The sequence below is a fragment of the Lysobacter sp. ISL-50 genome, assembly GCF_018612875.1.
GTDB lineage: Bacteria > Pseudomonadota > Gammaproteobacteria > Xanthomonadales > Xanthomonadaceae > Lysobacter.
Genome location: NZ_JAGGRI010000021.1, coordinates 1 through 14,222 on the forward strand (window position 1 = coordinate 1; position 14,222 = coordinate 14,222).

The 14,222-nt window shown below is 68.4% G+C and carries 10 protein-coding genes and 1 pseudogene; 3 read left to right on the top strand and 8 right to left on the bottom strand.

Going from position 1 to position 14,222, the window contains the following annotated elements; translation table 11 throughout:
* Nucleotides 1-334 (top strand): annotated as a pseudogene (locus tag J7J50_RS13830) (hypothetical protein); the annotation flags it as partial.
* 311 nt (nt 335-645) lie between these two features.
* On the opposite strand, the gene J7J50_RS13835 reads toward J7J50_RS13830, so the two are convergent.
* The 3 genes from J7J50_RS13835 to J7J50_RS13845 all read right to left on the bottom strand — a co-directional run bounded on the left by J7J50_RS13835 (nt 646) and on the right by J7J50_RS13845 (nt 5,221).
* On the bottom strand, nt 646-1,314 hold the full coding sequence (locus tag J7J50_RS13835) for a hypothetical protein (RefSeq protein WP_215059289.1): 669 nt from the start codon (nt 1,312-1,314) through the stop codon (nt 646-648).
* A gap of 425 nt (nt 1,315-1,739) precedes the next feature.
* Nucleotides 1,740-3,113 carry a PepSY domain-containing protein gene (locus J7J50_RS13840; protein WP_215059287.1) on the bottom strand — a complete coding sequence of 458 codons (1,374 nt, stop codon included), beginning with the start codon at nt 3,111-3,113 and terminating at the stop codon, nt 1,740-1,742.
* Nucleotides 3,113-5,221 (bottom strand): TonB-dependent siderophore receptor, encoded by a 2,109-nt coding sequence (locus J7J50_RS13845; protein WP_215059285.1) that lies wholly within the window; start codon nt 5,219-5,221, stop codon nt 3,113-3,115. The genes J7J50_RS13840 and J7J50_RS13845 overlap by 1 nt, the downstream gene beginning before the upstream one ends.
* 338 nt (nt 5,222-5,559) lie before the next feature.
* Here J7J50_RS13845 and J7J50_RS13850 point away from each other — a divergent pair, with 338 nt between their 5' ends.
* Nucleotides 5,560-5,958 carry a DUF3224 domain-containing protein gene (locus J7J50_RS13850; RefSeq protein WP_215059283.1) on the top strand — a complete coding sequence of 133 codons (399 nt, stop codon included), beginning with the start codon at nt 5,560-5,562 and terminating at the stop codon, nt 5,956-5,958.
* Nucleotides 5,959-6,416: 458 nt separating this feature from the next.
* Nucleotides 6,417-7,481, top strand: a complete 1,065-nt coding sequence (locus J7J50_RS13855; protein ID WP_215059281.1) for a lipid A deacylase LpxR family protein — start codon at nt 6,417-6,419, stop codon at nt 7,479-7,481.
* Between the two features lie 203 nt (nt 7,482-7,684).
* Here J7J50_RS13855 and J7J50_RS13860 read toward each other — a convergent pair whose 3' ends face one another.
* From J7J50_RS13860 to J7J50_RS13880, 5 genes are all read right to left on the bottom strand, one after another.
* Nucleotides 7,685-8,806, bottom strand: coding sequence for a hypothetical protein (locus J7J50_RS13860; RefSeq protein WP_215059279.1), 1,122 nt, complete (start codon nt 8,804-8,806; stop codon nt 7,685-7,687).
* A gap of 146 nt (nt 8,807-8,952) precedes the next feature.
* Nucleotides 8,953-9,123: a hypothetical protein gene (locus tag J7J50_RS13865; protein ID WP_215059277.1), complete on the bottom strand. Its 171-nt coding sequence runs from the start codon at nt 9,121-9,123 to the stop codon at nt 8,953-8,955.
* A gap of 80 nt (nt 9,124-9,203) precedes the next feature.
* Complete coding sequence (locus tag J7J50_RS13870) at nt 9,204-11,357, bottom strand: peptidase domain-containing ABC transporter (RefSeq protein WP_215059275.1); 2,154 nt, start codon at nt 11,355-11,357, stop codon at nt 9,204-9,206.
* Nucleotides 11,354-12,619, bottom strand: coding sequence for an HlyD family efflux transporter periplasmic adaptor subunit (locus J7J50_RS13875; RefSeq protein WP_215059273.1), 1,266 nt, complete (start codon nt 12,617-12,619; stop codon nt 11,354-11,356). Before J7J50_RS13875 ends, J7J50_RS13870 begins: the two co-directional genes overlap by 4 nt.
* Nucleotides 12,620-12,886: 267 nt before the next feature.
* On the bottom strand, nt 12,887-14,092 hold the full coding sequence (locus tag J7J50_RS13880; RefSeq protein ID WP_215059271.1) for a DUF418 domain-containing protein: 1,206 nt from the start codon (nt 14,090-14,092) through the stop codon (nt 12,887-12,889).
* Nucleotides 14,093-14,222: the final 130 nt, after the last annotated feature.

Genomic DNA, 14,222 nt, shown 5'->3' on the forward strand with positions numbered 1-14,222 from the left:
GGCCGGCACCGGCGCGGCGGCCGCGGCGGGTGCGGCGGGCGCGGCTTCGACGCCGTCGTCGCAGCCTGCCGGTCAACCCGCGGCGTTCGGCCAGTGCAAGGCGCGTCCGGTCGCCAAGGCCGGCGGCGCGCGACCGATCGCCAAGGCCAAGGCGCGCGGCACGCGTCCGATGTCCAAGACCAAACGTGTCGCCTCGCGCGGCACGGGTTCCAAGGCGACCAAGCGCCGTCCCGCGACGCGACTCGCCGCCGCCACACCGCGATCCGCCCCTCCGTCGGGCGCGGTGACCCGGCCGCAGACCTGGTGCGACGAGGCTTCGGCCCGGACGCAATAACCGGGTCGGAGGAGCATCAGAGCGGCGGTCGGGTGGCGCTACTGGCTCCGGTACGCTGGACCGGAGTCAGTAGTCGCTTTTGATCGCAGATCGGGGAGTGCGCCCAAGCCGTCGCGGAATCGATCCAGCCGCTTCATCCGCAGGGGACCCAGACATCGCCGCGTTCGCGGCGATGTTTTTTTGGAGGGAGTGCTTTTGTGGGAGGGGCGGCCTTTGTGGAAGGGCAGCTTTTGTGGGAGGGCAGCTTTTGTGGGAGGGGCTTCAGCCCCGACGCTTTTCGTTCCGATGTTCCGTAAAGTCAAATCGGCCGACTACCGAATGATGTAGGTGTGATACACCACCTGGCCATCCGGAAGCGGTCGCATGATCGTCTGGCTGTTCGAAGATTTAAGACTGTTCTTCAACTGCCTGTAAGCGATGTTCCAATCGAGCGGCGACCCGCCGACACCCTTGCGGTTGACCACCTGCAATTCGCACAGCGTCTGTCGGCAACTGGCTTTGGCGACCTCCAGCCCGGACCCGTATTTGCGGTTCAAGTTCGCCGCCACGTTGGAGATGGTGTACTCGGCCGACGAAGCCCAAGCCTCGTCGCGCGGCTCTTTCAAGAACAGCGCACTAAGATCGCTAATTTCGTCGGAGCCAACGCCGTTCGCCTTGATCTCCTGCGCTAACGAATCGAGTGCTTTTCTGCTTGCAAGTTGATCCGAAGCCGATGAGCTCGGAGGTGCGCTTGTGGTCTTGTGAACTTGAGGCGATGCCGCGGGTTCCGTCGAAGTCGGCGAGGGCATAGGGTTGGCGCCATTCGAGCTTGGTTCGATGCGGCCATTGCGGGCTTCATCGGGCGCGTCGTGTGGATCGCTTCCCTTGCCGCAGCCGGTCGAAACCGTACAGAACAGGCCGAGCGCCACCATTGCTGCGTAAGTCTTGAGCTTGGCCGGCGTGGCGAAAAGTTCGCGGCCAGTGCGGGTGTGTATTTTCATGCTCGCCCCGATCGTCCTTAGTGGAGGGTTGGAAGAGACAGGGAGGGCTGTCAGCTGAGGATCGCGAAGCGCAGATCACGAAGGCGTAGCCGTCCGTGGACTGGAATACCGCAAGCTTCAAAGAATCGTCAAACGGATTCGGCGGATATGGCTTAAAAATAAGCAGTAAATAGGTTGTTTTTGTGCCTCTTATGTGAGGCCGGCTTGACGAAGCGTGGCTCCAGTCGCTTCGCTTTTCATTTCCGCTGACGAGTTGAGTTTTCGTCTTTTATGTCTACAGGCGCTGTCCCTCGTATTCCTGCGGGTATGCCTATGGGGCAATGACGCGGCGATCCGAGCGAAAAGCATCGGGGCTGAAGCCCCTCCCACAAAGGCCGCCACTCCCATAAAGGAAATTGCTTCCACAAAAGAATTTGCAGCTTGGCTCAGCGCACGATGGCCGCGAGGCGCGGCAGACGCGAGAGCACTATCCGATCGAGTACGAACACCAGCAGCAGCGATGCGCCCAGCAGCGGGAACAAGACGCCGCAGCCCAGGGTGATCAGCGCGATCGTGCGCAGCCGCATCTTGGATGGCAGGCTCGGTGCGCCGAGGCGACCGCGCGGGCGCCGGCGCCACCACATCCATGCGCCGCTGCAGCACAGGGCGACGACGCCGAGGCAGGTCAGCAGCATCACGATCTGGTTGACGCGGCCGAAATAGTTGCCCATGTGCAACTGCACGCCGAGTTCGACCGCCTTGGCGGCCCAGCCGTAGTCGGCGAAGCCGGTGTCGCCGGCGATGCGCGCGCTGTAGCGATCCACGTGCACGGTGCGCTGGCCTTGCGGCCGGTTCGGATAGACCACGGCGGTATAGACGCCGTCTTCGCCGCGCGGCAGCGACAGCCGGTAGTCGCCGCGCAGGCCGTGCGCGGCCAGCACGCGCGCGACAGCGTCGATGCCGATGTCGCGCGCGGGGGCGTCGTTCGCGGCGGCGTGGTGGTGCGCATGCTCGGAGGCGGGCATGGGCGCGTCGCGCATCGTCCACGGCGCTTCGCCGATCGCCTGCGCGACGGTGACCGCTTTCGGCGCGGTCGCGGCGGCGTGGTGGCGATGTTCGGACGGATAGCCGATGCCGAGTTGTTGCGTGCCCGCGCGCAGCAGGTCGCCCCACACGCCGGCCCAGGGCAGGCCGGTGACGATCAGGAACACGATCAGCATCGCGGTCCAGGCGCCGATGCTGGAATGCAGGCTGCGCCAGAACGGGCGGCCGCGTTCGCGCCATCGCGGCCACAGCGCCTGGCGCCAGCCGTGTTCGCGCGGCCACCACAGGTAGGCGCCGGTGGCGATCAGCAGCAGCGCCCAGCAGGCGGCGAGCTCGACGATGGCGTCGCCGAAGCGGCCCAGCATCAGCGAGCCGTGCATGGTGTCGGCGAAGCCGACCAGGGTGCGGGTGTAGACGAAAGCGCCGTGCACGCGCGCGCTGCCGGGATCGACGAACACGCGCAGCGGCTCGCCCTGGCGCGGGGTGACGAAGACTTGCGCGGTGCGATGCGGGTCCGACGGCAGATCGATGCGGGTGACTTCGCCCGGATGCGCCGCCTGCGCGGCGGCGAGCAGGCGCGACAGCGGCAGGTCGGCCTGCCGCTGCGGTGCGAAATGCAACGGCGCGTGCAGCGCGTCTTCGATCTCGTCGTTGAACAGATAGATCGAACCGGTGATCGCCAGGATCAGCAGCAGCGGCGCGACGAACAGGCCGGCGTAGAAATGCCAGCGCCACACCGCGCGGTAGAGATGACGGTCGTGGCGGGTCTGGCTCATCAGAACGACCGCGAGTAGCTCAGCTCGACGCTGCGCGGCGCGCCCAGATAGACCTGGCTCGGGCTGTAGCCCGACCAGTCGGCGTAGAAGGCGTCGGTGAGGTTGCGCACGCGCACAGTGTAGCGGCCGCCGGCGCCGTTCCAGTCCACCGCCGCGTCGGCGACGGTGTGCCCCCGCACCCGGGTGGTGTTGGCGTTGTCGGTGTAGAAATCGCCGACGTGGCGCAGCCCCAGGCCGAAGCTCAGCGGCAGGCCGTCGAGGCGGTACCACGCGTCCAGGCTGGCGGTGCGTTCGGGTACGTTGGACGGGCGGTTGCCGCTGCGATCGGCGCCGCCGGCTTCGCGCAAGGTGTTCAAGCGCGCCGACAACAGCGCCGCGCTGGCGTCGATGCGCAGCCGCGCGGTGGCCTGCGCGCTCAGCGACAGCTCGACGCCGCGCGAGGACTGGCGGCCGTTCTGCACGCTGATCTGCGGCTGCAGCGGATCGCGGGTGACGATGTCGTCCTGGCGCAGGCGATACACCGCCGCGTTCAAGCGCAGGCGCTGATCGAACAAGGCGCTGCGCAGGCCCAGTTCGACCGCGTCGCCGTGGCTGAGGTCGAAGGCGTTGTTGCGCTGGTTGATGGTCAGAAACGAACTCACCGGCAGCACCGCGCTGCTGTACTGCGCATACAACTGGCTGCCCGGGCGCAGCTCGAACACGCTGCCCAGACGCCACGATGTCGGCGAGAACTCGCGATCGAAGCGACTGCGCACGCCGCTGTCCAGGTCCAGATTGCGCCGCTGCAGATCGATGCGCTCATGGCGCAGGCCGCCGACCAGCAGCCAGCGCGGAGTGAGGTTCAAGGCGTCTTCGACGAACAGCGCCTCGACCTTGACCCGGGTGCTGAAATCGCTGCGGCCGTTGTCGAAACTGGCCGCGGTATCGGCGGGGAATTCGCCGCGATCGAGCGCCAGCACGTCCACCGGCGCGGCATGGCCGAAGCGGCGCAGGTTGAAGAAGTCGGTGTCGCTGTATTCCATGCCGGCGGCGAAGCTGTGGCGGCGGCCGGCCAGGCGGCCGTCGTGCTTGAGCGTCAGGCGCTCGTTCCAGACGCGTTGATCGTGATGGATGCGCGCGCTGTCGCGATCGAACAAGCCGCTGGCGGTGTCGTAGCTGAAGTCTTCCGTATTGTCCCAGCGGCGGCGCGCGTCGTAGACGCTGGCTTCCTGGCTCAGGCTCCAGTCCTCGCTTAGCCGGTAATCCAGGCGCGTGCGCAGCCACCACGAGCGTGAATCCATGCGGCCGTCGCGGACGTTGTAGTTGCGCGAACGCGCGGCCTTGTCGATCACCCAGCCGGCCGCGTTGTCGACCAGTCCGCTGGGATCGGCCGCCAACTCCCGCGGCAGCAACGGCGCGCCGAAATAGGCGGTGTCGAAATCGTCGCGCTGATAGTCCAGGGCGACGCGGGCGCTCAGGTCGTCGTTCGGCTGCCACAGCAGCGAGCCGCCGAACGACTGCGCCTCGGAGGCGGTGTCGTCGATGTAGCCGTCGGAGCGATTCGCGCTGAGTACGCCGCGCACGGCCACGGTCGGGCTCAGCGGAACATTGGCGTCGAGCCCGAGCCGGGCGCTGTCGTGGCTGCCGTAGGCCAGCAGCAGTTCGCCGTCGCGGCCGTCGAGGCTGGCGCTTTTCGGAACGAAGTTGATCGCGCCGGCCAGCACGCCTTCGCCGTACAGCACCGAGGCCGGTCCCTTCAGCACTTCCACCCGTTCGAACTGGAAGCTGTCCCAGTTGCGCGAGGAAAACCCCGAACTGGTCAGGCGCACGCCGTCGAACAGATACGACACCGCGCCGCTGGCGAAGCCGCGCATCGAGGCGACGCCGGGCTGGCCGGGCAGGTTGCCGGCCATCACCCCGGGCATCGCGCGCAGGACCTCGACGCTGTCGCGCAGGCCGCGCGCCTGGATGTCGTCGCGATCGAGCACGTCCAGGGTCGCGGGAATCTCGGCCGGGTCCAGGCCGAGGCGGCTGGCGGTGGCGACCGAAGCGGCGCGCGCATCGGCGCGCTGGCCGTGCACGCGCACCGCGTCGAGATCGACGGCTTCGTCGGCGTGCGCGGCCGGCATCGCGCAGGCCAACAGCGAACATGCCAATGCGGCCGGGCGAAAAGTGCGGAGATTGCGCTTGTGCATGGAGGAGATAACGGGCAAGGCGACGCGCGGCGGCGGCCGCGCATCGCAGCGAAAGGGAGAGTGCGGCCGCCGGTACGCGCCGCCGCCGCGCCGCCGGACGGCGGACAAGCGCACGATGCTAGGCCGCGCGGGCGTGTCGGGGTGTGCGGCAAGTTGCCGCAGTGGCGCCGGCGCGGGCGGCCGCGCGCCTCTGGGCGGATGCGCGGCGAAGGTCTAACCTGCCCGATCTGGAGCCTTTACGACCGTATCCGCCCCTCGCCAGGAGAGCCGCCATGCCGCACGTCGAAGGTCCGTTCAATGTCACGCTGAGCCCGCAGCCGGTGCACGAGGCCGCCGAGGGCCAGTTCGGCCGCATGGCCCTGGACAAGCAATTCCATGGCGAACTGCAGGCCAGCAGCCGCGGCGAGATGCTGGCGGCGATGACTCAGACCAAGGGCTCGGCCGGTTACGTCGCGCTGGAGAAAGTCGAGGGCACGCTGGCCGGGCGCAGCGGCAGTTTCCTGATGGTGCATCGCGGCCTGATGGATCGCGGCCGCGCCGATCTGAGCGTGACCGTGGTGCCGGACTCGGGCACTGGCGAGCTGGTCGGGCTGAGCGGGCGCATGAGCATCGATGTGCGCGAGGGCGGGACGCATTTCTATCTGTTCGATTACGAGTTGCCTGAGGGCTGAGATCGCGCATGTGGAAGGGGCGGCTCTTGTGGGAGGGGCTTTTGTGGCAGGGGCTTTTGTGGGAGGGGCGACTTTTGTGGGAGGGGCTTCAGCCCCGATGCTTTCGGCTCAGATCGCTGTGATGCTCGATGCTTGTAGGGCGCGCGACGCTATCTGAGCGAAGAGCATCGGGGCTGAAGCCCCTCCCACAAAAGCCGCCCCTTCTACAAAAGCCGGCTCATCCGGCAAAGACGCCGCCGGCCGTCTCAAGCACCATCAGCGGGACAATCCGTCGCGACGCTGCAAACGCCGTCCCCGACGATCCATGCGAACTTGTGCGCCGATCCGCAGCCACGCCGCCATCGCGACCCCGCGTCGCCCGACGGTCGCCACGGTGCCCGGTGCGGTTTGTCCCGCGTCGCTTCCCAATCGCCCGGCGCGCTCCGCGCGGCCGCGGCCCGGTATTGCCGAATCCTTCCATGCGCCCTAACGCACTGTTCTTCTTCCTCCTGCTCGCCGCGGCCGCCGTGCACGCGAACGCCGCCGCCGCGCAAGGCCGCGAGGCCTGCACCAACGGTCACACCCGCCTGCCGCCCACGGTCAATCTGCGCCTGGACAACGATTTGTTCGGCGGCCAGGACCAGGGCTACAGCAACGGCATCCAGCTGACCCTGGTGTCGCCGAATCTGGCCGACTACACCGACGATCCGTGCATCCCGCGCCTGGCGCGCTGGGTCAATCGCCATCTCGATGCGCTGCAGCCGGCGCAAGGGTTCGAGCAGCGCAATATGATCGCGACCTTCGCCCAGGGCATCTTCACCCCGACCGACTTCAGCCGTCGCGACCTGATCGAGGACGATCGGCCCTACGCCGCCGCGCTGCTGATGGGCCTGGGCTACAACGCGCGCAACGGCGACTACCTGCAGACCACGCAGTTGCAGTTCGGCATCGTCGGCCCGTCCGCGCTCGGCAAGCAGGTGCAGAACGCGGTGCACAAGGCGCTGGGCGATGAGACCTTCAAGGGCTGGGACAACCAACTGCACGACGAACCGGTGTTCCGCATCGTTCACGAGCGCATGCATCGCTATTCGGCCGGCGACGCCCACAACGGCACCTGGGGCTGGGATGCGATCGCTCATTACGGCGGCAGCTTCGGCAATCTGGCGACCTACGCCAACACCGGCGCCGAAGTGCGCTTCGGCCTGCGCCTGCCGGACGATTTCGGCAGCACGCCGCTGCGCCCGGCCGGCGAGAACACCGCGCCGACCCGGCACTACAACACCGGCGACCGGCCATTCGGCGCGCACCTGTTCCTGACCTCGGACGTGCGCTGGGTGCTGCGCGACATCACCCTGGACGGCAACACCTTTCGCCACAGTCAAAGCGTGGACAAGCGGCCGTTCGTGGGCGAAGTCGGCTATGGCATCGCGGTGATGCGCGGGCGCTGGAAGTTCGCGCTGGCGCGTTATCACCGCACCCGCGAATTCGATGGGCAGAAGCAGACGCCGGTGTTCGGCAGTTTCACGGTGAGCCGGGCGCTTTGAGTCGCGTCGCGGCTCTTGTGGGGGGCGCTTTTGTGGAAGGGGCTTTTGTGGGAAGGCTTTTGTGGGAGGGGCTTCAGCCCCGATGCTTTTCGCTCCGGTCGCCGCGCACTCCAATCATCGAATTCGACATCGATCTGATCGAAAAGCATCGGGGCTGAAGCCCCTCCCACAAAAGCCGAAGCCCTTGCCAAAAAAACCGCCGTTTACTCCAGCGTAATCCCCGAAGCCGCCGGACTGCGATCGCGCAAGGTCTCGCTCGCCTGCGCCCACCACTCGCGATGCTCTTCGCTCGCGCAGTAGTCGGCATACGACACCTGCGCGATCGTCGCCAACGAATAATCCGGCCGGCCCTCGGCCAGCATCGCGCTCATCGCCCTGAGCAACGGCAGCGACGGCAGCAGGTCTTCCACGAACAGGAACTGGCCGGCCTGATTGACTTCAAGGAAGTGCGCCTCGCCGTTCGCATCGATGGCCAGGTCGATGCAGCCGAACACCAGCCCCAACTCGCGCATCAAGGCCGCGAGCTTGGCCTGATCGCCGGCCGACAGCTCGCCGGGCTCGGCGCGCAAGCCCTGCACCGACTGCCGCACCCGCCAATCGACGAAGCCGTCGTCGTGCTGGGTGTGCAGACGCGCGGCGAAATAGCGGTCGCCGATCGCGGTCACGCGCAGGTCGCAGCGTTTATCGACATAGACCTGATAGATGCCGGGGCAGTGCAGCAGGCTGGCGTCGTCCTCCAGCATCGCCGGCTCGACGATGCGCGCGTAGGTGCTGAACATGCGCCCGGTTTCGGCGTCCTTCCAGGTGTGGGTCATGAACGGCTTGTAGACCACGCGACCATGGCGCTGGACGAAACGGCGGATTTCCTGCGGATCGTGCGACACCAGCGTCGGCGGAAAGCGCAGGCCGCAGCGATGCGCGGCGCGCAGTTGCACGAGTTTGTTCTCGGCCATCGCGGCCGCATTGGGGCGGTTGACCCACAGACGGTCCGCGCCGTGATCGGTCAGGGCGTACACGTTCTTGAGGAAACGGCCCCACTCGCCGCGCAGGAAGGCCTGATCGCCGTCGTGCGCGCGCGGGAAGGATTCGGGATTGCGCGCGCGCCGGTACCAGACCGCGCCGATGCTGTCGCCGTCGAGCGCGCCGCTCATGCACAGTCCGGTATCGGCATCGCAATGCAGCGACATCGGGCCGAGTTCGGATTGCGCCAGCGAGCCGGCCCAGACCGCGTCGATGCCGCTGGCGCGCAGCGCCCAGCGCACCGAGGAGGCGTGGATGTCGTGGGCCAGCGCGGAAAGAATCAGGGGGCGGCGGTAAGCGGTCATAACGGTTCTGCGGGTGCGCGCAACACGGGTTGCGAAGATCGGCACGCCCCGGGAACAGGGCGTGCCGAGTGGTCAATGCGGATCGCCAGGTTTCCGCGCACCTCGCTCGCGCGCGAGTTCGCCGTCACGATCCGCGTTCGACGCGATTACACCAGGTCCGGATCGCCCGGATCGTCGCCGCCGGGGCCGGTGGCGTGGGTGGTGTCGCCCTTGCCGCCGGAAATCGCCGCGACTTCTTCCAGCGACAGCTCGCGCGCGGCGACGCGGGCGAGCGGGCGGACGGCTTCGTTCTGCGCTTGTACGTCTTGCTTGCTCATGAAGTTTTCTCCAGAGAAACGTAGTGCCGGAAAGAGTTGAAAGGCCGTTCCGGCGTCGGCACGTGCACCGATGCTAGCAACTACAAAACACGCGATTTGCCCAAGGCGATCGCAGTTTCGTCGTGTGCTCGCGAATGAATCGGGATTGCGTACTGATTGGTTGCGAATTGTTCACTGACGCCGTCGCGCAAGGACACGACGCGATCGGCGCTGCGTATCGTGTCGGGCCGGTGAGCGATGACGATGCGGGTGATGCGCAACGCGGCGATCTCGCGATTGATCTCGTGCTCGCGCGCCACGTCCAGATGGCTGGTGGCTTCGTCCAGCAGCAGGATCGAGGGCCGCTGGTACAGCGCGCGCGCCAGCACCACGCGTTGCTTCTGTCCGCCCGACAGCGACTGGCCCAGGTCGCCGACCAAGGTCTCGTAGCCCATCGCCATGGCGAGGATGTCGTCGTGGATGCGCGCGGCGCGCGCGGCCGCTTCGATCTGCTCCTGGCTCGCGGCCGGATCGAAGAAGGCGATGTTCTCCGCGATGGAGCCGGCGAACAGCACGTCTTCCTGCATCACCGCGCCGAACAGCTCGCGATAGGCCGCTAGCCCGTAACGATGGATATCGACGCCGCCGATGCGAATCGCGCCGGAACTCGGGCGCAGCAGGCCGAGCATCAATTTGGCCAGGGTGGTCTTGCCGCAACCCGACGGGCCGACGATGGCGACCGATTCGCCGGCTTCGATCGAGAAACTGCAGTCGCGCAGAATCCACGGCTCGTCGTCGGCGTAGCGGAAACTCACGCCTTCCAGTTCGATGCGCGGCGCCGGCAAGGGCCCGGCGTAGTCGGTGTGCACGTGCGCTTCCGGCGGTTCCAGCGCGATGTCGGCGATGCGCTGGGCGTGCAGGCCGAGCAGGCGCAGGTCCACCAGTTTGTCGATCAGGCTGCCGGTGCGGGTGGCGAACAGATCGGCGTAGGCGACGAACACCACCATCATGCCGGCGGTGAAACGGCCTTGCAGGGCCATCCAGGCGCAGATCCAGATCAGCAGCACGCGTTGCGCGCCGAACACCAGCTTGGACAGCGCGGAGAACACCGCGGTGGTGCGGGCGATCGCGGCTTCGCGATTGGCGACCTCGACGCTGGCGTTGGCGATGCGCGCGCGGCGCTCGTCCTGTTTGTTGCCCAGCTTGATCGTCTGCACGCCCTGGATCGCTTCGATCAGCAGACTCTGCTGTTGCGCGACCTGGATCAACTGCTCTTCCTTGAGCCGGCGCAGACGCCGGAACGCGGCCCAGCGCAGGCCCGCGTACAACGCGAACGCGGCCAGAACCAGCGCGGTCAAGGCCGGGCTGTAGAGCAGCAGCAAGGCCAGCACCAGCACCACGGTGAAACCGTCGAGCAGGCTTTCCACGAAACTGCCGGTCAGGGTCTGCTGGATCGCCTGCACCGAGACGAAGCGCGACATCACCCCGCCGACGTGGCGCTTCTCGAAGAAATCCAGCGGCAACCGCAACAGGTGGCCGAACAGATTGGCCAGCCATTGCGAATTGAGCGCCGCGCCCAGGTCGGCGACCAGCCAGCCGCGCATCGCGGTGATCGCCGATTGAAACAGCACCACCGCAAGGAAACCGATGCCGAGCAGATGCAGCAGTTCGACATCGGCCGATACCAGCACGCGGTCGATCACCCATTGCATCGCCATCGGCAGCAGCAGGGTGAAGGCTTCCAGGCTTACCGCCAGGGCCAGGATCTGCAGGCCGGCGCGGCGCAATCCGACGATCTGCCCGGCCAGCGCGCGCAGGCTCAGCCGTTGCCGCTCGCGCATCGGCGCGAAATCCGGGCGCGGCGTCAGTTCCAGGGCGATGCCGGTGTAGTGGCGGCCGAATTCGGCCAACGGCATCGTCACCGCGCCGCGCGCCGGATCGTGGATTTCGACGCGGCCGCGGGCGATGCGCTTGAGCACGACGAAATGGTTGAGGTCCCAGTGCAGCACGCACGGCAGCTGCAGATCGGGCAGGTGCTCGATCTCCGCGCGCAGCGGCCGGGTGTCGAAGCCGAGCGCGCCGGCGGTCTTGATCAGGCGCGCCAGGGTGGCGCCGCGCGGCGACACCGGAAAGCGCCGGCGCAGGCTGGCCAGATCGATGTCGTGGCCGTGATGGATCGCGATCATCGCCAGGCAGGCCAGGCCGCATTCGGCCAGCTCGTTCTGCTGGATCGCGGGCAGCGGCTTGCGGCTCATGGCGCGGCCCGCATCGGTTCGCGCGTCGCCGCCTGCGCCGACAGCGGCGCCAGCAGGTATTCGTACAGACGGCGGCGTTCCAGTTGCAGATCGGCATCGACGCGCATCTGCGCCGGCAAGGCATGCGCGCCGATCGATTGCCGGTCCAGGACGACGCCGACGCGCCACGCCGGCGCTGCGACCGACAGGCCGGTGCGCGCGCGGATTTCCTCCGGCGACAGCGCGCCGCGGGCGATGTCGAGCACGCGCCCGCGCTGCAGGCCGTAACGCTGATACGGAAAGCCGGCGTAGCGCAGCGCGACCGGCGTGCCCGGCGCGATCAGGCCGACGGCGCGGTCGGAAACCCACAACTCGGCCTGCATCGGCGCGCGTTCGGGCAGCAGCGACAGCAATCGCTGGCCGGCGCCGACCGCTTGGCCTTCGACGCCGGCGAGGGCGGCCACGCGGCCGTCGCGCGGCGCGATCACGGCGATGCGGCGGCGGCCTTCGTTGCGGGCGTCGTCCTGGGCGATGCCGGCCAGCTCGCGTTCGATGCGGTTGCGTTGCTCGCTCAGGCGCTGCGGCAGTTGCTGCAGCGCCGATTGCGCGTCGGCCAGTTCGCGCGTGGCGCTCAGACCGTCGCGCTGCGCGTCCTGGACCCGGGTCTGGGCTTCGATGCGGGTGGTCTCGTACTGTTGCCACTGCACATCGCTGAGCAGTTTGTCGCCGCGCAGCGGTTGCACCTGCCGCGCCAGCCGCTGCGCTTGCGCGGCTTGTTCGCGGCGCAGGCGCAACTGCGCGTCGGCCAGGGCGATGCGGTCGCGCGCGGCGGCGATGCGTTGGCGCAGTTGCGCCGAATCGTCCTGGCGTTCGCGTTCGAGCGCGTCGCGGTCGGCCAGCAGGCGCGCGCGCTGCACCGCCAGTTCCGCGCCCACCGCCTGGCCGACGCCGGCGCGCAGGGCCGGGCTGTCGATCTCGGAGGAAATCTCCAGCAGGATCTGTCCGCGCGAAACGCGTTGGCCTTCACGCACATGGCTGCGCAGCAGGGTGCCGGCGGCGGGGGCGCTGAGCGCGAGCAGGCCGCCTTGCGGCACCAGCAGGCCGCTGGCGCGCTCGCTGCGGGTGTAGCGGCCCAATCCCAGCAAGGCGATCAGCGCGATCAGCGCGGCCAGGGCCAGCGCCGCCATCGGCCAGCCCATGCGCGAAACCGGCAGGCGAATGCTGCCGAGCCAGCGCTGTTTCCTGGCGTCGAGCATTTCGCGTCGGAACAGGTCTTCGCGCACGAGGACGGTCAGACGCGCGCGGCCGGCGCGAGGCGAGTGTGTGGGCGGATGGCGATGATCACGGCGGCGTGCGCAGTCTCCTGGCGACGACGGTGGGCCGTTGAGTCTCGTATATGTCCGCGTGACTGACTACGCCGCCATTGTCGAAGCCGGTCACGGTTCCGAGCAAAGGTGACAGTGGTCATTCAGTGCGCAGTACGGTAGCGCCGCGTTCATCGTCGCTGCCGGACGGCGCCGACGATGCCTTCGAATCGATCGCCGTCGCGTTCAGCGCGAACGATAGGCCGCCGGCCGCGCGCGCGGCCACGCGCCGAGGGTGATCGCGCGCAGCAGCCATTCCACCGGGCCGTAGGCGTGGCGCCGCAGCCATGCATCGCTCAGCCACAGTTGCGCGCCGAACAGCGCCGTCGCCACCGCCACGCAGCCCAGCGGCGAGATCCGTCCCATCAGGCCCAGGCCGTACCCGGTGAACAGCAGCGACAGCACGAACGATTGCAGCAGGTAGTTCGACAGCGCCATGCGCCCGGCCGGCGCCAGCGCCCGCGCGATGCGCGCGCCGCCGCGGCCGGCGAATACGCGCATGGCCACGGCCACGTAGGCCAGGCACAGCAGCGGCGCGGTCGCGATCGACAGCGCCAGCGCGAGCAATTCCAGCGCGCCGCCCGGCGCCCACGCCTGCACGGCGGCGAACAACGCCGCCGCCGGCAGGCCGATGCCCAGGCCCCAGCGCCGCAGCGTGCGCAGCAGCGGCCGGTAGTGATCGACGCGGGCGAGGATCTGGCGGCGGCCGGCGATCATCCCGTACAGGAACATCGCCAGCGCGCACGGCGCCTGCAGGCCGGCGATCACCCACGCGCTCGACCACAGCGCGTCGGCGCGCGCGGACAGCACGTCGCCCGGATCGCCGGTGAAACCGCTCAACGCGGCGCGGGCCTGCGCCGCGATCGCGGCGTCGTCGCCGGCCGGCGCGCCGTCGATCCACGCCCACATCGCCAATCCGGCCCAGGCCGCGGCGGTCAGCAGCAGCAAGCGATTGGCGCGGCGCACGGCGAGCGCTTCGGGCGCCCGATGCATCGCCAGCAGCAGCGCGCCCATCAGCGCATAGGTCGTGAGGATGTCGCCGTGGAACAGCAGCAACGCATGCGCCAGGCCGATCGCCCACAGGCCCAGCAGGCGCCGGCCCATGCGCGGCGCGAAGGCTTCGCCGGCGCGGCGGGCGGCGCTGAGCTGCAGGCTGAAGCTGTAGCCGAACAGGAACGAGAACAGCAGATAGAACTTCATCGCGAACACCATCGCCACCAGCGCGTTCACCGCGCGGTCCAGCGGCGCGGCGAAGCCGGGATCGGTCGTGCCCAGGCCCCACCAGGGCGAGGCGAACACGCCGATGTTGACCATGACGATGCCGAACAGCGCCAGCCCGCGCAGTGCGTCGAGGTGTTCGATCCGCGCCGGGGCGGTGGGGGCAGGGAGCATGATCGCGAAGCCGGAATCGGACAGTGGCGGCGATTGTGGGCAGCGGCGAGCGCCCCGGCATCGGGCCGGCGGCCGGCGCCGACCGGGACGTTTGGCGGATTCGCTATGCGCGGAACCTGGAATACTTACG